General features: G+C 65.9%; 16 protein-coding genes. 13 read left to right on the top strand and 3 right to left on the bottom strand.

Features of this window, described 5'->3' with window-relative positions; translation table 11 throughout:
- The 5 genes from QFZ60_RS00760 (at window position 1) to QFZ60_RS00740 (ending at window position 5631) form a co-directional block, all read left to right on the top strand.
- Entirely contained in the window at window positions 1–939 is a 939-nt protein-coding gene (locus QFZ60_RS00760) for a carbohydrate ABC transporter permease (protein ID WP_307087279.1), read from the top strand.
- Entirely contained in the window at window positions 936–1826 is an 891-nt protein-coding gene (locus tag QFZ60_RS00755) for a carbohydrate ABC transporter permease (RefSeq protein ID WP_307087277.1), read from the top strand. Before QFZ60_RS00760 ends, QFZ60_RS00755 begins: the two co-directional genes overlap by 4 nt.
- A gap of 44 nt (window positions 1827–1870) precedes the next feature.
- Window positions 1871–2758, top strand: a complete 888-nt coding sequence (gene ppgK, locus QFZ60_RS00750) for a polyphosphate--glucose phosphotransferase (protein WP_307093155.1) — start codon at window positions 1871–1873, stop codon at window positions 2756–2758.
- Window positions 2742–4655 (top strand): amylosucrase, encoded by a 1914-nt coding sequence (locus QFZ60_RS00745; protein ID WP_307087274.1) that lies wholly within the window; start codon window positions 2742–2744, stop codon window positions 4653–4655. The genes ppgK and QFZ60_RS00745 overlap by 17 nt, the downstream gene beginning before the upstream one ends.
- Window positions 4656–4764: 109 nt before the next feature.
- Complete coding sequence (locus QFZ60_RS00740) at window positions 4765–5631, top strand: prephenate dehydratase (protein ID WP_307087272.1); 867 nt, start codon at window positions 4765–4767, stop codon at window positions 5629–5631.
- Here QFZ60_RS00740 and QFZ60_RS00735 read toward each other — a convergent pair.
- Entirely contained in the window at window positions 5607–7538 is a 1932-nt protein-coding gene (locus QFZ60_RS00735) for an FAD-binding monooxygenase (protein WP_307087270.1), read from the bottom strand. The two genes, QFZ60_RS00740 and QFZ60_RS00735, sit on opposite strands and share 25 nt — an antisense overlap.
- A 228-nt stretch (window positions 7539–7766) precedes the next feature.
- Between QFZ60_RS00735 and QFZ60_RS00730 the strand changes: the two genes are divergently transcribed.
- From QFZ60_RS00730 to QFZ60_RS00695, 8 genes are all read left to right on the top strand, one after another.
- The gene (locus tag QFZ60_RS00730) at window positions 7767–9227 is read left to right on the top strand and encodes a fumarylacetoacetate hydrolase family protein (protein WP_307087269.1); all 1461 of its coding nucleotides are present in this window, start codon (window positions 7767–7769) and stop codon (window positions 9225–9227) included.
- Window positions 9220–9894 carry a GntR family transcriptional regulator gene (locus QFZ60_RS00725; protein WP_307087268.1) on the top strand — a complete coding sequence of 225 codons (675 nt, stop codon included), beginning with the start codon at window positions 9220–9222 and terminating at the stop codon, window positions 9892–9894. Before QFZ60_RS00730 ends, QFZ60_RS00725 begins: the two co-directional genes overlap by 8 nt.
- Window positions 9895–9941: 47 nt before the next feature.
- Window positions 9942–11480, top strand: a complete 1539-nt coding sequence (gene hpaE / locus QFZ60_RS00720) for a 5-carboxymethyl-2-hydroxymuconate semialdehyde dehydrogenase (protein ID WP_307087267.1) — start codon at window positions 9942–9944, stop codon at window positions 11478–11480.
- 43 nt (window positions 11481–11523) lie between these two features.
- Complete coding sequence (gene hpaD / locus QFZ60_RS00715) at window positions 11524–12609, top strand: 3,4-dihydroxyphenylacetate 2,3-dioxygenase (RefSeq protein WP_307087266.1); 1086 nt, start codon at window positions 11524–11526, stop codon at window positions 12607–12609.
- Between the two features lie 3 nt (window positions 12610–12612).
- On the top strand, window positions 12613–13398 hold the full coding sequence (gene hpaH / locus QFZ60_RS00710; RefSeq protein WP_307087265.1) for a 2-oxo-hept-4-ene-1,7-dioate hydratase: 786 nt from the start codon (window positions 12613–12615) through the stop codon (window positions 13396–13398).
- Window positions 13383–14198, top strand: coding sequence for an HpcH/HpaI aldolase/citrate lyase family protein (locus QFZ60_RS00705; RefSeq protein ID WP_307087264.1), 816 nt, complete (start codon window positions 13383–13385; stop codon window positions 14196–14198). The genes hpaH and QFZ60_RS00705 overlap by 16 nt, the downstream gene beginning before the upstream one ends.
- A gap of 27 nt (window positions 14199–14225) precedes the next feature.
- Complete coding sequence (locus QFZ60_RS00700; protein WP_307087263.1) at window positions 14226–15731, top strand: NAD-dependent succinate-semialdehyde dehydrogenase; 1506 nt, start codon at window positions 14226–14228, stop codon at window positions 15729–15731.
- Window positions 15732–15953: 222 nt separating this feature from the next.
- A complete protein-coding gene (locus QFZ60_RS00695; RefSeq protein WP_307087262.1) occupies window positions 15954–17363 on the top strand; it encodes an aldehyde dehydrogenase family protein in 1410 nt (469 codons plus the stop codon).
- 4 nt (window positions 17364–17367) lie between these two features.
- On the opposite strand, the gene QFZ60_RS00690 is transcribed toward QFZ60_RS00695, so the two are convergent.
- Window positions 17368–17754, bottom strand: coding sequence for a hypothetical protein (locus QFZ60_RS00690; RefSeq protein ID WP_307093152.1), 387 nt, complete (start codon window positions 17752–17754; stop codon window positions 17368–17370).
- Window positions 17755–17935: 181 nt separating this feature from the next.
- A complete protein-coding gene (locus QFZ60_RS00685) occupies window positions 17936–18361 on the bottom strand; it encodes a heat shock protein transcriptional repressor HspR (protein WP_142118135.1) in 426 nt (141 codons plus the stop codon).
- Window positions 18362–18366 lie beyond the last annotated feature (5 nt).

Below are 18366 nucleotides of genomic sequence, written 5' to 3'. Positions count from 1 at the left end.
ATGTCATCAATGACGAGACCTTCCATCAGGGCGGAGGTGACGCCACCACCGGCAACCACAGCGGCAAGGGCAGGCAGGAGCCGCGTCGATCCGCTCTACTACCTCTTCCTGTTGCCCTCCCTGGTGATCTTCACGCTCGCCGTCACGCTGCCTGCCGTGCTCGGGTTCATCTACAGCTTCACGAACTCCGTGGGCTTCGGTGACTTCGAGTTCATCGGCGTCCGGAACTTCATCGCGGTGTTCCGCGATGAAGGCGTCCTGGGCGCTTACGGCTTCACACTCACCTTTTCGCTCGTCACGGTCACCGTCGTGAACGCCGTGGCCTTCCTCCTGGCCCTGGGCCTCACGTCCCGCGTACGGTTCCGCGCTGCGCTTCGCACTGTATTCGTCATCCCGATGGTGATCTCAGGCATCGTCATCGCCTTCGTTTTCCAGTACCTCTTCTCGAACTCGCTGCCCCTGTTCGGCCAAAGCACCGGCATAGAGCCGCTGGCCACCAGCCTCCTGGCCAACCCCAACCTCGCATGGCTTGCGATCGTCTTCGTCACGGCCTGGCAGTCCATTCCGAGTGCCATGCTGATCTACATCGCGGGGCTCCTCACGGTCCCTCCCGAGGTTTACGAGGCGAGTTCCATCGACGGGGCATCGCCCTGGCAGAACCTGCGGCACATCACCCTGCCGCTCATTGCCGGATATGCCGTGATCAATACGGTCCTCGGCTTCAAGAACTACCTCAACGCCTACGACATCATCATCGGCCTTACCGACGGCGGTCCAGGCGTCGCCACTCGAAGCGTCGCCATGTCGATCTTCCGCGGCTTCGAAGGCGGCGACTATGCCTACCAGATGGCCAATGCCGTGATCTTTTTCCTCATCAGCATCGTCATCGCACTCATCCAGCTTCGCTTCACCCGTGGCAAAGGAGGGATCGCAGCATGAGCAGCGCACCCAGCACCATTCCGGCAACATCGGTAACGGCCGGGAAGGGACAGCAGGTCCCTGCCGGCCCGGAACGTACCCAGTGGCCCGCCACCATCATCCTCATCGTTTGCACGCTCAGTGTGCTCGTCCCGCTGTATGTCACCATCAGCATGGCATTCAAAACCACTGGCCAAGCCGTGGACGGCAACGCCTTCTCACTGCCAAGCCCGCTGACCTTCGACAGCTTTGCGCAGGCGTGGACGCTCACGAACTTCCCCCGCGGCTTCGGGATTTCCGTGTTCGTGTCAGTAATCGCCGTTGCCGGCGAAATCATCGTTTCGGCCCTGGCGGCCTACGCCATCGTCCGCAACTGGGACCGGCGGCTCTTCCGCTGGTCCTTCTTCTACCTGCTGGCGGCGATGTTCATCCCGTTCCCGGTGGTGGCGCTGCCGCAGATCCAGCTCACCGGCCTCGTCGGCCTCGATAACCCACTGGGCGTGGCCATCCTGCACATCGTTTTTGCCCTGGCATTCAACACCATGCTGTTCACTGCTTTCCTGCGCTCGATCCCTTTGGAGTTGGAGGAAAGCATGCGAATGGACGGCGCCGGAACCTGGCAGGTGTTTTGGAAGCTCATCTTCCCCCTGATCGGACCCATGAGCGCAACTGTGGGCATCTTCGCCTTCATCGCCTCATGGAACGACTTCATGATGCCCTCACTCATCATTTCCGACCCGGAACTGCAGACCATCCCGGTGCTGCAAAAGATCTTCCAGACGCAGTTCAGCAACAGCTACAACGTTGCCTTCGCCTCTTATCTGATGGCCATGGCCCCGGCCATCATCGTCTACCTGTTTACCCAGCGCTGGGTGATGTCCGGCCTCACCCAGGGCGCAGTCAAGTGAGTCCGGCACCGGGACAGGCATTCACGGAACCGAAGGAACCAGCCATCCCCGCCATCGCCGAACCCTCGGCCGGACCGGATTGCCTGATCGGAATCGACATCGGCGGAACATGGATCAAAGGGGCCATCGTCAACCTGGGCAATGGCACCCCTGTCGGCAGGGTCCACCGCCTGAGGACACCTGCCGGCGGCAGGGTTGACGAGGTGGCAGAAACACTGGACCAGCTCGTCCACGAGCTCGAAGACGAAAGCCCGGGGCACGGGGACGGCCCTGTCGGCATCGCTGTTCCCTCGATAATCCAGCGCGGAGTTGCCAGGTCCGCAGCGAACATGGATGAAGGCTGGATCGGGCTCGATGTCCAGTCCTACCTTCGGTCACGGCTTGGCCGGCCTGTTTGCGTGGTGAACGACGCTGATGCCGCCGGCATGGCAGAGGTCCGTTACGGCGCGGGCAGGCGTAACCACGGCGTTGTCCTGGTCCTGACCCTGGGGACAGGCATCGGATCGGCGCTCATCGTCGACGGCAGGCTGGTGCCCAACGTCGAGCTGGGCCATCTGGAGGTGGGCGGCCGCAAGGCAGAATCCCGGGCATCGGCCGTGGTCCGCGAAACTGAAGGCCTCAGCTGGCCGGAGTATGCCGGCAGGCTGCAACGGTACCTGGCCCACGTGGAGTTCCTCTTCTCGCCCGACCTGATCATCATTGGCGGCGGAATTTCGGCCTGCAGCAATGAGTACATCCCGCCCCTCGCGCTGCGCACCCCGGTCCTTCCCGCCGGCTTGGAGAACTCCGCAGGCGTCGTGGGCGCCGCCCTGCAGGCCTACGCTTCGGCGGTGGACGTGGGCGGCGAAAGTGACGTGCGATACTTCGGTACAGATGCCGCCGGATGGGCCGGCAGCGGGCGGAAGGGGCTGTTGCATGCAGGAAACCGTTAATGAGGACGAAGAGGCGCGCCAGGCAGTGCTCGCAACACTGACACGGGAGCGGGACCTCGGCCTCAAGGCGGATCCGGATTTTGACCGGCGGCTTGAGGAGCACTTCCCCACGCTTCGTAGTCTGTTCCACTCGCTCTACGGGGCCCGGCAGGACTGGCTGGAGCAGCTGTCCGCGCTGGTGGTCCAGTGTGCACGGTCGTGGCAGGAGCGCTCCCCGGAGCTGAAGGCCCTGGACGCCGAACGCGAGGAGACACCGGACTGGTTCCAGTCCAACGGCATGCTGGGCGGCGTCTGCTACGTGGACCGCTACGCCGAAAGCCTGGAAGGAGTGCGCAGCCGCATTCCCTACTTCAAGGAACTGGGCCTCACCTACCTGCACCTGATGCCGCTGTTCCTGGCGCCCGAACCGCACTCGGACGGCGGCTACGCCGTGTCGAGCTACCGGGAGGTCAACCCGAAACTGGGCACCATGGAGCAGCTGCGCTCCCTCGCGGCGGAAATGCGCGCCAACGGGATCAGCCTGGTGGTGGACTTCATCTTCAACCACACCTCGGACGAACATGGGTGGGCGCGGAAGGCTGCGGCGGGCGATCCGGAGTACAGCGATTACTACTGGATCTTCCCTGACCGGACCATGCCGGACGCCTTCGAGGCGGACGTGCGCGAAATTTTCCCCGAGAACCACGCCGGATCCTTCATCCAGATGGACGACGGCCGGTGGGTCTGGGCCACGTTCCACACCTACCAGTGGGACCTGAACTACTCCAATCCGGAGGTCTTCCGGGCCATGGCGGCCGAGATGCTGTTCCTGGCCAACCAGGGCGTGGACATCCTGCGCATGGATGCGGTGGCCTTCATCTGGAAGCAGCTGGGCACCCCCTGCGAGAACCTTCCCCAGGCCCACACGCTGCTCCGCGCCTTCAACGCGGTCTGCCGGCTGGCAGCACCGTCACTGCTGTTCAAGTCCGAGGCCATCGTGCACCCGGACGAGGTGGCGCTGTACATCGACCCCGCAGAGTGCCAGCTTTCCTACAATCCCCTGCAGATGGCCCTGATCTGGGAGTCGCTGGCCACCCGGGACGTTTCCCTCTTGTCCCAGGCGTTGGAACGCCGGCACAACATCCCGGACGGCACGGCCTGGGTGAACTACGTCCGCAGCCATGACGATATCGGCTGGACCTTCGCCGATGAGGACGCGGCAGAACTGGGCATCAACGGCTTTGACCACCGCCGTTTCCTGAACTCCTTCTACGTCAACCGGTTCCCCGGCAGCTTCGCCCGCGGCGTCCCCTTCCAGGACAACCCCAAGACGGGTGACTGCCGGATTTCAGGCACGACGGCGTCCCTGTGCGGCATGGAGGTGGACCCGGCTGAGGCGGTGGAACGGATCCTCCTGGCCCATTCGGTGCCGTTCAGCACCGGCGGCATCCCGCTGCTGTACCTGGGCGACGAAGTGGGCCAGGTCAACGACTACTCCTACGCGTCCGAGCCTGGCCACGAGGAGGACAGCCGATGGGTGCACCGGCCGCACTTCCCCGCCGAACAGTACGCACGCCGCGACGATCCCACCACCCCGGAAGGCGCGGTCTACGCCGGACTGAAACGGATGATCGAGGTCCGGGCCGGCACCCCGGAACTGGCCGGAACCACGCTGGTGGATTTCCGCACGAACAACCGCTCGGTGCTCGCCTACCAGCGCCCGGGCGATATCGAAGGCGCCGGCACTGTCCTTGCCCTCGCCAACTTCGGCGACTCAGCCCAGACCCTCCCTGCGGAAACCTTCGCCGGTTTCGCTGCCGCCGCCGTCGACCTTCTCTCCGAAGCCACCCTGCAGCTGGACGACGGCGTCACCCTCCTCCCCCGGCAGTACCTCTGGCTGCGCGTCACCCCCGCCTAACCCGCGCCTCCCCAACTAGGTAGCAGCAGGTGTCGGTTTCGGGGCCCAAAACAGCATCTGCTGCTACTCAGTTGGGCGGGCGGGGGCGGGACATGAAACCATACGGATCATGGCCTCCAAGATTGCGTACCAGGGTGAGCCCGGCGCCAACTCCAATATCGCGTGTCAGCAGATGTTCCCGGACATGGAAAGCGTGCCGTGCGCCAGCTTCGAGGATGCCTTTGAGCTGGTCACTACCGGCGAAGCCGATCTGGCCATGATCCCCATCGAGAACTCCATCGCCGGCCGGGTGGCGGACATCCACATCCTGCTGCCGCAGTCCAACCTGCAGATCGTGGGCGAGTACTTCCTGCCCATCCACTTCGAGCTGCTGGGAATCCCGGGCAGCACCATCGAGGGCGCCACCGAGGTGCACAGCCACATCCATGCCCTGGGCCAGTGCCGGAAGCTGATCCGCGAACATGGCCTGAAGCCGGTCATCGCCGGCGACACCGCCGGATCGGCCCGGGAAGTGGCCGAGTGGAACGACCCCCGCAAGCTCTCCCTGGCTCCCCCGCTGGCCGCCCAGATCTATGGCCTTGACGTCCTGGCCTCACGCGTGGAGGACGACCCCTCCAACACCACCCGCTTCGTGGTCCTGGCCCGGGAAACAGCGCTGCCGGCCAGGGACGAACTTCCCGGGCCGGCGGTCACCAGCTTCGTTTTCCGCGTCCGCAACGTCCCCTCCGCCCTGTACAAAGCGCTGGGCGGGTTCGCCACGAACGGCGTGAACATGACCCGCCTGGAGAGCTACATGGTGGGCAACGAGTTTGCGGCCACCATGTTCATGGCCGACGTCGAAGGCCACCCCGAGGACCTGCCGCTGAGGCTGGCCCTCGAGGAACTGGACTTCTTCACCACCGAAGTGCGGATCCTCGGCGTGTACCCCGCGGCAGAGTACAGAACGGCTGACTACCGGGCGGCAGCCACCGCCTGACGCGGCTGCGCGGGTGCCGCCTTGGCGAGGGGCTTGAGCAGCGGCCCGAAGAACGCACCGAGCTCCGCCGTTGCCGTCAACGGCAGGACGTTGGCCACGTACTGGTCCGGCCGGACCACCACCACGGCGCCGGCACGGTCGATGCCGCGCAGCTCGAAGATGTCCGCAGTGGGATCCGTTGCATACACCTTTTCGTAGTCCGTGAGCTTGAACGGGCCCACCTGCGGCTTGAACACGGCAGGAACGGCGTTGATGTCGACGGCGGTGTGCGGCTGCTGGTAGATGACCTTCAGGTCGAACCACGCGTCCGGGTCGGCACCGGCAGGCGTGGCAGCCAGCGGAGATTCGGGTGCGTTAACAAACCATTCGGCAAGCTTGTCCGTGGTGGAGTCCGTGCCGGGCAGGGCCTGGTCCGCGAAGACGTAGATCCGCCACCGGCCGTCAGCCGTGGCGTGGTGGCCCAGGTGGATGGGGTTGGTGTCACCCACGCGGACGGCGGGTGCGGACTTGAACCGCTTGCCCACGGGGAAGCCGGTGGCAAGGCCCTGGTGGTCCGCCGATCCGATAATCAGGGACGGCGCGTACTGGGTCATGAAACCTGCGGGGAACTCGGCGGTCTGCACATAGAAGTCCTCGAGGTCGGAGGGGTGCTCGAACTCCTCCGGCTTCTTGGCCATCATGGTGGACCACTCCTTGTCGAAGTCGATCAGGTTCTTGGCCACCACCTGCCGCTCCTCCGAGTAGGTGGCCAGCAGGCTTTCCGGGCTCCGGCCCTCCAGCACGTGCCCCAGCTTCCACGCGATGTTGAACCCGTCCTGCATGGACACGTTCATCCCCTGCCCGGCCTTGGCGCTGTGGGTGTGGCAGGCGTCGCCGGTGATGAACACGCGCGGGGTGCGGGTGCCGCGCTCCGCCGGCAGGACGTCGTCGAACCTGTCCGTGAGGCGGTGGCCCACCTCGTACACGCTGTGCCATGCCACGTTCCGTACATCCAGGGTGTACGGGTGCAGGATCTCGTTGGCCTTGGTAATGATCTGCTCGATGCTGGTGTTGCGGACGTCGTGGTGGGTGGCAGGATCCACTTCGCCCAGGTCCACGTACATGCGGAACAGGTAGCCACCTTCCCGCGGAATCAGCAGGATGCTGCCCTTTTCGGCCTGGATGGCGCATTTGGTGCGGATGTCGGGGAAGTCGGTGACGGCCAGGACGTCCATGACGCCCCAGGCATGGTTGGCCTGGTCTCCCGCCAGCGTGCAGCCGATGGCCGTACGCACTTTGCTCCGGGCTCCGTCGGCCCCCACCACGTACTTTGCACGGACCGTGCGCTCCTGGCCCTCGTTGGGTCCGGCGGTGTGGAGCAGCGTCACGGTGACCGGGTAGTCGCCCTCGGTGCCGACCGTGAGGCCCTGGAAGTCATAGCCGTAGTCGGGCCTGAGGCGGGTGGGCGAGTTGGCGGCAAACTCGGCAAAGTAGTCCAGCACCCGCGCCTGGTTGACGATCAGGTGCGGGAACTCGCTGATCCCCGTCTCGTCATCCACGGCACGGGCGGCGCGGATGATGTTCGCGTGGTTTGCGGGGTCCGGCTTCCAAAACGCCATCTCCGTGATGCGGTAGGCCTCGGCGATGATCCGCTCAGCGAATCCGAAGGCCTGGAAGGTTTCGACGCTGCGCGCCTGGATCCCGTCAGCCTGGCCGATAGCGAGGCGGCCCGGACGGCGGTCAATGATCCGGGTGGAGACATTCGGGAACATGGACAGCTGCGCGGCGGCGAGCATCCCGGCGGGGCCGGTGCCGACGATGAGCACGTCCACTTCCTCCGGGAGCTCCTCGGGGCGGTTAAGGCCGACGCCGTCCGCCGGCTGGACGCGCGGGTCACCGGATACATATCCGTGGTGGTGGAACTGCACGGGCTTTCCTCACTTCTTCGTGGATGAGTCGCAAAGTATGTTCTATATCAGAACAAGAGATTCGATAATCGAAAACTATAAACTTGGTTTCCACTGTACGCCGGATGTGACGGGGACGACAAGTGGCTTACGAAGTGCCGTGAGACCGCCGGAAAACCAGGGGTTGACGGAAGCCGGAAATCTATGGATAGTGATCGTATACGATTTCGTACCTGATGAGGAGACGCATTGGAGCAGGTCAACGGCGACACACTGGCAGCAGCACGCAAGGTGATCGCAGTGCACATCAACTACCCCAGCCGGGCTGCCCAGCGCGGCCGCACTCCGGCGCAGCCGTCCTACTTCCTCAAGCCTTCCAGCTCACTTGCGCTCAGCGGAAGCCACCTCGAGCGCCCGGCCGGCTGCGAACTGCTCGGCTACGAAGGCGAGATCGCGCTCATCATCGGCAAGGCCGCGCGCCGGGTTGGCATCGACGATGCCTGGAGCCACGTTGCCGCCGTCACGGCCAGCAATGACCTCGGCGTGTACGACCTGCGCTGGGCGGACAAGGGCTCCAACCTCCGGTCCAAAGGCGGCGACGGGTTCACCCCCGTGGGCCCGGCACTGATTCCGGCAGACGCCGTCGACCCTTCCCAGCTCCGGATCCGCACCTGGCACAACGGGGACCTGGTCCAGGACGACACCACCGGGGACCTGCTCTTCCCGTTCGCCCGGCTCGTCGCGGACCTGTCCCAGCTGCTCACGCTCGAGGAAGGTGACATCATCCTCACCGGCACCCCGGCCGGTGCCTCCGTGGCCAAACCCGGCGACGTTCTGGAGGTTGAAGTGGGCACCCTGCACGGCAACCTCACCACCGGCCGGCTGGTCACCACCGTTGAGCAAGGCACGACGGCGTTCGCTGACTTTGGTGCCCAGCCCAAGGTCGATGACCTGCAGCGGGAGGAGGCCTACGGGTCCCGCGAAGCTGCTGGGCTCCCCGCGCCCAAGCCCGCCCTCTCCGCCGAGTTGAAGGCGAAGCTGGAAAGCGTCGCCACGGCCACCCTGTCCTCGCAAATGCGCAAGCGCGGCCTTAATAACGTCAGCATCGACGGGCTGCAGGCCACCCGGCCGGACCGCCGCGTGGTGGGTTTGGCCCGGACCCTGCGCTACGTGCCCAACCGCGAAGACCTGTTCAAGACGCACGGCGGCGGTTTCAACGCCCAAAAGCGTGCCATCGACTCCGTCAACGAGGGCGAAATCCTGGTCATGGAAGCCCGCGGTGAGAAGGGCACCGGCACCGTGGGTGACATCCTGGCCCTGCGCGCCCAGGTCCGCGGCGCCGCTGCCATCATCACCGACGGCGGCGTCCGCGACTACACCGCGGTGGCCGGCCTGGAGATGCCCACCTACTACGCCAACCCGCACCCCGCCGTGCTGGGCCGCCGCCACATCCCCTGGGACACGGACATCACCATCGCCTGCGGAGGTGCCACCGTCCAGCCCGGCGACATCATCGTGGCCGACTCCGACGGCATCCTGGTGATCCCGCCGGCCATCGCCGAAGAACTCGTCGATGACTGCATCCAGCAGGAAAAGGAAGAAACCTTCATCTTCGAGATGGTCAAGCAGGGCAACAGCGTGGACGGCCTCTACCCGATGAACGCCGAATGGCAGGCGAAATACAAGGAATGGGCTGGCAATAATGACTGAGACCATGCCTGACCTCTCTGAGGCCACTCCCGGCAGCAAGTCGGAACAGGCGTACCAGGCCGTCAAGGCACGCATCGTGGAGGGCACCTACACTCCCGGTTACCGCCTGGTCCTGGGCGCCATCGCCAAGGACCTCGGCTTCAGCGTGGTGCCGGTCAGGGAAGCGATCCGCAGGCTGGAAGCCGAAGGCCTGGTGACGTTCGAGCGCAACGTCGGCGCCACCGTGGCGGGCATCGACCCCACCGAATACCTCTACACCATGCAGACCCTCAGCATCGTGGAGGGTGCCGCTACAGCGCTCTCCGCACCGCTGATCGACAGCCAGTCCATCGCCCGGGCCCGGGCGGTGAACCAGGAGATGCGCGAGTGCCTGGAGCACTTCGACCCGGTGCGCTTCACCCAGCTCAACCAGGACTTCCACAGCGTCCTGTTCGAGCACTGCCCCAACCCGCACATCCTGGACCTTGTCCACCGCGGCTGGAATCGGCTGGCCGCGCTCCGCTCTTCCACCTTCCGCTTCGTCCCCGGCAGGGCCCGCGACTCCGTGGAGGAACACGAAAACCTGCTCCACCTTATCGAGACCGGCGCGGATGCAGACGACATCGAGAAAGCGGCCCGCCGGCACCGCACCGCAACCCTGGACGCTTACCTCGCCCAAACCAACTAGTACGCAAAGACCACTTGTACGGACAGAACCCAGTTAGGACTTCAACGATGACGACCTCGGTAGAAACCACCAAGCACTATGTTCCGGATGACCTGCCCACCCACATCCAGCACTACATTAACGGCCAGTTCGTGGACTCCGTCTCCGGCAGGACCTTCGATGTCCTGGACCCGGTCTCCAACCGGAACTACGCCACCGCCGCGGCCGGCCAAAAAGAGGACATCGACCTCGCCGTCGCCGCCGCCCGCGAAGCGTTCGTGAACGGCCCCTGGCCCAGGATGAAGCCCCGCGAACGTGCCCGGGTGCTGAACAAAATCGCCGACGCCGTCGAGGCCCAGGAAGCCCGGCTCGCTGAACTGGAAACCTTCGACACCGGCCTGCCCATCACCCAGGCCAAGGGCCAGGCCCTCAGGGCGGCTGAGAACTTCCGGTTCTTCGCGGACCTGATCGTTGCCCAGTTCGATGACGCCATGAAGGTCCCGGGCTCGCAGATCAACTACGTGAACCGCAAGCCCATCGGCGTCGCCGGCCTGATCACGCCGTGGAACACCCCGTTCATGCTGGAGTCCTGGAAGCTCGCCCCGGCCCTGGCCACCGGCAACACCGTGGTCCTCAAGCCCGCCGAGTTCACCCCGCTCTCCGCCTCGCTCTGGGCCACCATTTTCAAGGATGCCGGCCTGCCCGACGGCGTTTTCAACCTGGTCAACGGCCTGGGCGAGGAAGCCGGCGACGCGCTGGTCAAGCACCCGGACGTTCCGCTGATCTCCTTCACGGGCGAGACCACCACGGGCCAGACGATCTTCCGCAACGCGGCCGCCAACCTCAAGGGCCTGTCCATGGAGCTCGGCGGCAAGTCGCCCTGCGTGGTGTTCGCCGACGCCGACCTCGACGCCGCGATCGACTCCGCACTCTTCGGTGTCTTCTCCCTCAACGGCGAGCGCTGCACCGCCGGCTCCCGCATCCTCGTTGAACGCGCCATCTATGACGAGTTCTGCGAAAAGTACGCCGCCCGGGCCAAGAGCATCGTGGTGGGTGACCCGCACGATCCGAAGACCGAAGTGGGCGCCCTGGTCCACCCGGAACACTACGAAAAGGTCGCATCCTACGTGGAGATCGGCAAGTCCGAAGGCCGGCTCCTGGCCGGCGGCGGACGGCCGGAAGGCCTCCCTGAAGGCAACTACATCGCACCCACGGTGTTTGCCGACGTCGCCCCCGACGCCCGGATCTTCCAGGAGGAGATCTTCGGGCCCGTCGTTGCCATCACCCCGTTCGAGAACGACGACGAAGCCCTCGCCCTGGCCAACAACACCAAGTACGGCCTGGCCGCCTACATCTGGACCCAGAACCTGACCCGGGCGCACAACTTCTCGCAGAATGTGGAGGCCGGCATGGTGTGGCTGAACAGCCACAACGTCCGCGACCTCCGGACCCCGTTCGGCGGCGTCAAAGCCTCCGGCCTGGGCCATGAGGGCGGCTACCGCTCCATCGACTTCTACACCGACCAGCAGGCCGTGCACATCACGCTCGGCAGCGTCCACACCCCCAAGTTCGGCAGCATCGAAGACTCCGCCGCCAACGAGGGCTAACCCCTTACTTCCTGAAGAACCTGCTCAAAGAAGAGAGACCATCATGACCAACTTCGTTCCCACCCCCACCGTCCCAGCACCGGACATTGTCCGCTGCGCCTACATGGAGATCGTGGTCACCGACCTCGCCAGGTCCCGCGAGTTCTACGTGGACGTCCTGGGCCTGCACGTCACCGAGGAAGACGAGAACAACATCTACCTCCGCTCCCTGGAGGAGTTCATCCACCACAACCTGGTCCTCCGCAAGGGCCCGGTCGCTGCCGTCGCGGCCTTCGCCTACCGCGTGAAGTCCCCCGCCGAGGTGGACGCCGCCGAGGCCTACTACCGCGAGCTGGGCTGCCGGGTGGAGCGCCGCAAGGAAGGCTTCACCAAGGGCATCGGCGACTCCGTCCGCGTGGAGGACCCGCTGGGCTTCCCCTACGAGTTCTTCTACGACGTGGAGCACGTGGAGCGCCTCACCCAGCGCTACGACCTCTACTCCGCCGGCGAACTGGTCCGCCTGGACCACTTCAACCAGGTCACCCCCGACGTCCCCAAGGGCCGCAAGTACCTGGAAGACCTGGGCTTCCGCGTCTCCGAGGACATCAAGGATGCCGACGGCGTCACGTACGCCGCGTGGATGCACCGCAAGCAGACCGTGCACGACACCGCCCTTACCGGCGGCAACGGCCCGCGCATGCACCACGTCGCGTTCGCCACCCACGAGAAGCACAACATCATCCAGATCTGCGACAAGATGGGCGCCCTGCGCATCAGCGACCGGATCGAACGCGGCCCCGGCCGGCACGGCGTGTCCAACGCGTTCTACCTCTACATCCTGGACCCGGACGGCCACAGGATCGAGATCTACACCCAGGACTACTACACCGGCGACCCCGACAACCCCACCATCACCTGGGACGTCCACGACAACCAGCGCCGCGACTGGTGGGGCAACCCCGTGGTCCCGTCCTGGTACACCGAGGCCTCCCTGGTCCTGGACCTGGACGGCAATCCGCAGCCGGTCATCGTCCGTGAGGAAAAGTCCGAGATGGCGGTGACGGTTGGCGCCGACGGCTTTTCCTACACCCGCAAGGAAGGCTCCGCCGAAGGCGACCGGACCGGCTTCAAACTGGGAGTGCAGGTCTAGGAGATGCTGGAGCCGAAGACGATTGAGGCCATCGCGGACGAGCTGGTGGAGGCCGGCCGCACCCGCACCCCCGTCCCCCGCCTGACCACCCGCTACCCAGACATGACCGTGGAGGACTCCTACGCCGTGCAGCAGCTGTGGCGGCGCCGGAACGAGGACGCCGGCCGGACCCTGGTGGGGCGCAAGATCGGCCTCACGTCCAAGGCCATGCAGGCCGCCACAGGCATCACCGAACCGGATTACGGTGCCATCTTTGACGACATGGTGCTGGAGACCGGCTGCTCCGTGGAGTGGGACCGGTACACGCATCCGCGGGTGGAGGTGGAACTCGCCTTCGTCCTGAAGGACGGGCTCAAGGGCCCCGGCGTGACCATCTTCGATGTCCTGAAGGCCACCGACTACGTGGTTCCGGCCCTGGAGATCCTGGATTCCAGGATCGAGATGGAGGGCCGGACCATCGTGGACACCATCTCGGACAACGCGGCCATGGGCGCCATGGTGATCGGCGGCAATCCCGTGAAGCCGGACGCCGTGGACCTCCGCTGGGTCTCCGCCATCCTGTACAAGAACCAGACCGTGGAGGAGACCGGCGTGGCAGCCGGAGTCCTGGACCACCCTGCCAACGGGGTGCACTGGCTGGCCAACAAGATCGCCGCCCACGGGGACTCGCTGAAGGCCGGCGACATCATCCTGGCCGGATCCTTCACCCGTCCCATGTGGGTGTACAAAGGCGATACTGTCCACGCAGACTACGGACCCCTGGGGAGCGTCACATGCCGTTTCGAGTAGAGGACACCTTCCGGTCCGCCCTGGCTGCCCAAAAGGGTGAAGCAGGCCGGCCGCTGGCCGGAATGTGGGTGTGCTCCGGGAGCCCGCTGATCGCCGAGCTCTGCGCAGGGTCCGGCCTGGACTGGCTCCTGGTGGATGCCGAACACAGCCCCAACGGGCTCGAATCCATCCTGGCCCAACTCCAGGCCATCCACGGCTACCCAGTCCATACCGTGGTCCGGCCGCCGGTCAACGACACCGTGGTGATCAAGCAGTACCTGGACCTGGGCGTGCAGAACCTGTTGATCCCCATGGTGAACTCCGTGGCGGAAGCCGAGGCTGCGGTTGCGGCCACCCGCTACCCGCCGCAGGGCGTCCGCGGCGTCGGCTCGGCCTTGGCCCGCGCCGCCCGGTGGAACCGCGTCCCCGATTACCTGGCCCGGGCCAATGAGACCATTAGCGTCACCGTCCAAATCGAGTCGACGGCGGCCGTCGAGGCAGTGGAGGACATCCTCAAGGTCGACGGCGTGGACGCCATCTTCGTCGGCCCGTCCGACCTCGCAGCCTCCATGGGCCTGCTGGGACAGCAGGAACACCCCGAGGTGCGCGCCGCCGTCGAACACTGCCTGTCCGCTGCCAAGGCGGCCGGCAAGCCTGCAGGCGTCAATGCCTTCGCCCCGGACACCGCCCGGCATTATCTGGACAACGGCGCCGGCTTCATCCTGGTGGGCGCCGACGTCGCCCTCCTGGCCCGCGGCTCCGAAGCCCTCGCCGCGCAATACATCCCGCAGGCCGACGGCGGCACAACCGCCAGCTACTGACCTTCCCCTTCCCAAAGGACTTCTTCCATGACAGTTACTTCTGCGCTTTCCCCTGCCATTTCACCGGAGCGTGAAGCATCGTTGCTGGCTTCCGTGCCCACCGGCCTGCTGATCGGAGGGCAATGGCGGGAGGCGTCCGACGGCGGCACGTTCGATGTGCACGACCCCGCCACCGGAGAGGTGCTCGCCACCCTCGCCTCCGCCACGAGCGATGACGCTGTTGCGGCGTTGGACGCCGCCGACGCCGTCCAGGCCTCCTGGGCCATGACTGCACCCCGCGTGCGGGCGGAGATCCTGCGCCGGGCCTTCGACCTGGTCACCGAACGGGCCGAGGATTTCGCGCTGCTGATGACCCTGGAAATGGGCAAGCCGCTGGCCGAAGCCCGGGGCGAGGTCACCTACGGTGCCGAGTTCCTTCGCTGGTTCGCCGAGGAAACCGTCCGGGACTACGGCCGCTACCTCACCACCCCGGAGGGCAGGAACAAGATCCTGGTCCAGCACAAGCCGGTGGGACCGTGCCTGCTGATCACCCCCTGGAACTTCCCGCTGGCGATGGCCACCCGCAAGGTCGCCCCCGCCGTCGCCGCCGGCTGCACCATGGTCCTGAAACCCGCCAAGCTCACCCCGCTCACGGCCCAGTACTTCGCGCAGACCATGCTCGACGCCGGCCTGCCCGCGGGCGTCCTGAACGTCGTCGCATCCTCATCCGCCTCCGGGATCTCAGGGCCCCTGCTGAAGGACTCCCGGCTGCGGAAGGTTTCCTTCACCGGCTCCACCCCAGTGGGCAAACGCCTGATGGCAGACGCCGCCCAGAACGTCCTGCGCACCTCCATGGAACTCGGCGGAAACGCACCGTTCATCGTGTTCGAAGACGCCGACCTCGATGCCGCCGTCGAAGGCGCAATGGCTGCGAAGATGCGGAACATGGGCGAGGCCTGCACCGCCGCCAACCGGTTCCTGGTCCACGAATCCGTCGCCTCCGAATTCACCGCCAAGTTCGCAGCCGCAATGGGCGCCCTGGCCACCGGCCGCGGCACCGACCCGGCCACCCAAGTCGGCCCGCTCATCGACGCCGGCGCAAGGGACGACGTCCACGCCCTGGTGTCTGCCGCCGTCGACGCCGGAGCCACCGCCGTCACCGGCGGAACCCCCGTGGGCGGGCCCGGCTACTTCTACCAGCCCACCGTCCTGGCCAACGTCCCCAACGACGCCGGGATCCTGGGCCAGGAGATCTTCGGACCCGTCGCCCCGGTCACCACGTTTACTACCGAGGCAGACGCCATCCGGCTCGCCAACAACACCGAGTACGGCCTTGCCTCCTACCTCTACAGCCGGGACTTCAACCGCCTGCTCCGGGTGGCGGAACAGATCGAGTTCGGCATGGTCGGCTTCAACGCCGGCGTCATCTCCAACGCCGCAGCGCCCTTCGGCGGCGTCAAGCACTCCGGCCTGGGCCGCGAAGGCGGAACCGAAGGCATCGCCGAATACACCACCACCCAATACATCGGCATCGCCGACCCCTACGCCGGCTGACAGATTGGCCGGACTGGCCCAGTTTGAGCCGCAGGACCCCGGAAACACCGGGGTCCTGCGGTGTTTGATGCCCCAAAACCGGGCCAGTTTGGCACGGCGTTCGCTCCCGGACAAGGGCTCTGCGCACAAACACAAGAGCCCGGGGCAGGCCGGCACCCAGACTGGGGAGTAACCCGCTACGCCGACCGGCTGGCGTCCTTGCTACTCGAAGTGGAGTATCCCTTGGAAACCTACGATGCACTCCTCGCGTCCATTTCCCCCGCGGCCGGCACCGGCCGGACCATCTTTGACCCCGCTACGGGTGAGGCTGTGGGCGAAGCACCCGTCCACGGCCTTGAATACCTTGAGTCTGCCGTCGCAGCTGCCGTCGCCGCCCAGCCCGCCTGGGCTGCCCTGGGCCACGACGCCCGGTCCGCCGCGCTCCTGAAGGCAGCCGACGCCGTCGAACGCTCCGCAGAGGAACTGGCCCAGCTGCTCTCCCGTGAGCAGGGAAAACCCCTGAACGGCCCCAATGCCCGTTTCGAAGTGGGTGCCTGCGTCGCCTGGCTCCGCGCCACCGCCGGCCTGCCGCTGGAGCCCGAAACCATCGTGGACGACGGCGAAACCCGCGCCGAACTGCACTACCGGCCCATCGGCGTCGTGGGGGCGATCGGACCGTGGAACTGGCCCATGATGATCGCCGTCTGGCAGCTGGCCCCGGCCTTACGCATGGGCAACGCCGTGGTGGTCAAGCCGTCCGGCAACACCCCCCTGAGCGTCCTGGCACTGGTCAAGGTCCTCAACGAGGAACTCCCCGAGGGCATCCTGTCCGTGGTTTCCTGCGGCCGGGAGGTCGGCGCCCGGCTCACCGACCATCCCGCGATCGGCAAGATCATGTTCACAGGTTCCACCGCCGGCGGCCGGGCCATCATCAAGTCCTCCGCCGACACCGTCAAGCGGCTCACCCTGGAACTGGGCGGCAACGACGCCGGCATCGTCCTGCCCGACGCCGATCCGAAAGCCATCGCCACGGACATCTTCTGGGGCGCATTCCTCAACACCGGCCAGACCTGCGCAGCGCTCAAGCGCCTCTACGTCCACGATGACATCTACGACGCCGTCTGCGAGGAGCTCGTGGCGGTCGCCCGGCAGATGCCCATGGGCAACGGCCTGGACGAGGACAACGTGCTGGGTCCGCTGCAGAACAAGGCACAGTACGACGTCGTGGCGAACCTCGTGGAGGCGGCCAAGGCTTCCGGGGCGCGCGTCCTGCTGGGCGGGAACCCGGATACCAGCCAGCCTGGTTTCTTCTACCCCACAACCCTGGTGGCGGACATCGACAACGGCAACCCGCTGGTAGCCGAGGAACAGTTCGGCCCCGCCCTGCCGATCATCCGCTACAGCAGCATCGACGAAGCGGTGGAGAAGGCCAATGGGCTCGACGTGGGGCTGGGCGCCTCGGTGTGGTCCCCCAACCTGGCTGCAGCCCGCGAGGTCGCGGCCCGTATCCAGGCCGGCACGGTCTGGATCAACCGGCACGGCGCCGTGGACCCGCGCATCCCCTTCGGCGGGGCCAAGCAGTCCGGCTACGGCGTCGAATTCGGCGTCGAAGGCCTCAAGGCCCTGGGCGTACCGCAGGTCATCAACGGCTGAGTCGTTACCCCATGGCCGGGGCGGTGGACGTCCTGCCGGCGAACTGCCGGCGGGCCCACCGGGCGAGCTTCTTGCCCTTGCCCTTCCACCAGTTGTCCTCGTCCTGGTTGTGGTGGAACCGGAAGACAATGGCAACCAGGACAAACATGCCCATCACCACGTCCACCCAGGAGGACACCACCAGGGCGATGAAGACGGTCATGGCATTGGCCACGATCGACGGGATTGCCAGGGTACGGAAGACGGTACTGGCCACGTAGCGCCGGTGCGACCGCGGGACGGACAACTCACGGACCATGTCGAAACACACGCAGACCACAACAATGGTCTGCCCGATGGCCAGCAGGATCTGCCCCGGCATGGAACTGCTGAACGCGGCCACGGATTCCATTCCCGGGCTCATGGCCGGATCCTGATTGAAGCTTTGCTGAGATCTGTAAACACGGAAAAACCCCCAGAACTTGCAGAACCACCGCCGCTGATCCGGCGATGGTTCCATTCAAGTTCCAGGGGGCTTTTCCGTCACGAGTAGCGGGTACTCATATTCGTGATGGCTTGCCGGGAATCGGTACTTATTGCCCGAGCGCCCGCGGCCGCCACAGCATGACCGCCTGGGACCGGGGCCGGGGGCGCTGGCCGCGGGCCAGGCTCACCACGTCGCCCGCCGCACCGGCCGCGAAGATGCGCGAATCCACAGAGCGCGGCCGCCGCGCGAGTTCCTCGGTAAGTTCGGCGATCCGGCTTTGGAGGGCTGCCACCTGGTTTTCGAGTTCCAGGATGCGCTTGATCCCCTCCAGTGACACGCCTTCCTGGGACAGCCGCTGCACTTCCCGCAGCATGTTCACGTCACGCTGCGAGTAGCGCCGGGACTTTCCAGGGGCACGGCTGGGTTTGACGATCCCCAGCCTGTCGTACTGCCTCAGCGTCTGCGGGTGCATGTCCGCCAGCTCGGCCGCCACCGAAATCACGAAGATCGGCTGGTCAGCATTGATGTCCACGCCTC

Origin of the sequence: Arthrobacter sp. B2I5 (assembly GCF_030816735.1) — a bacterium.
Taxonomy (GTDB): Bacteria; Actinomycetota; Actinomycetes; order Actinomycetales; family Micrococcaceae; genus Arthrobacter.
The sequence above is the reverse complement of the archived record's forward strand: the minus strand, read 5'-3'. Positions and strand labels throughout refer to the sequence as shown.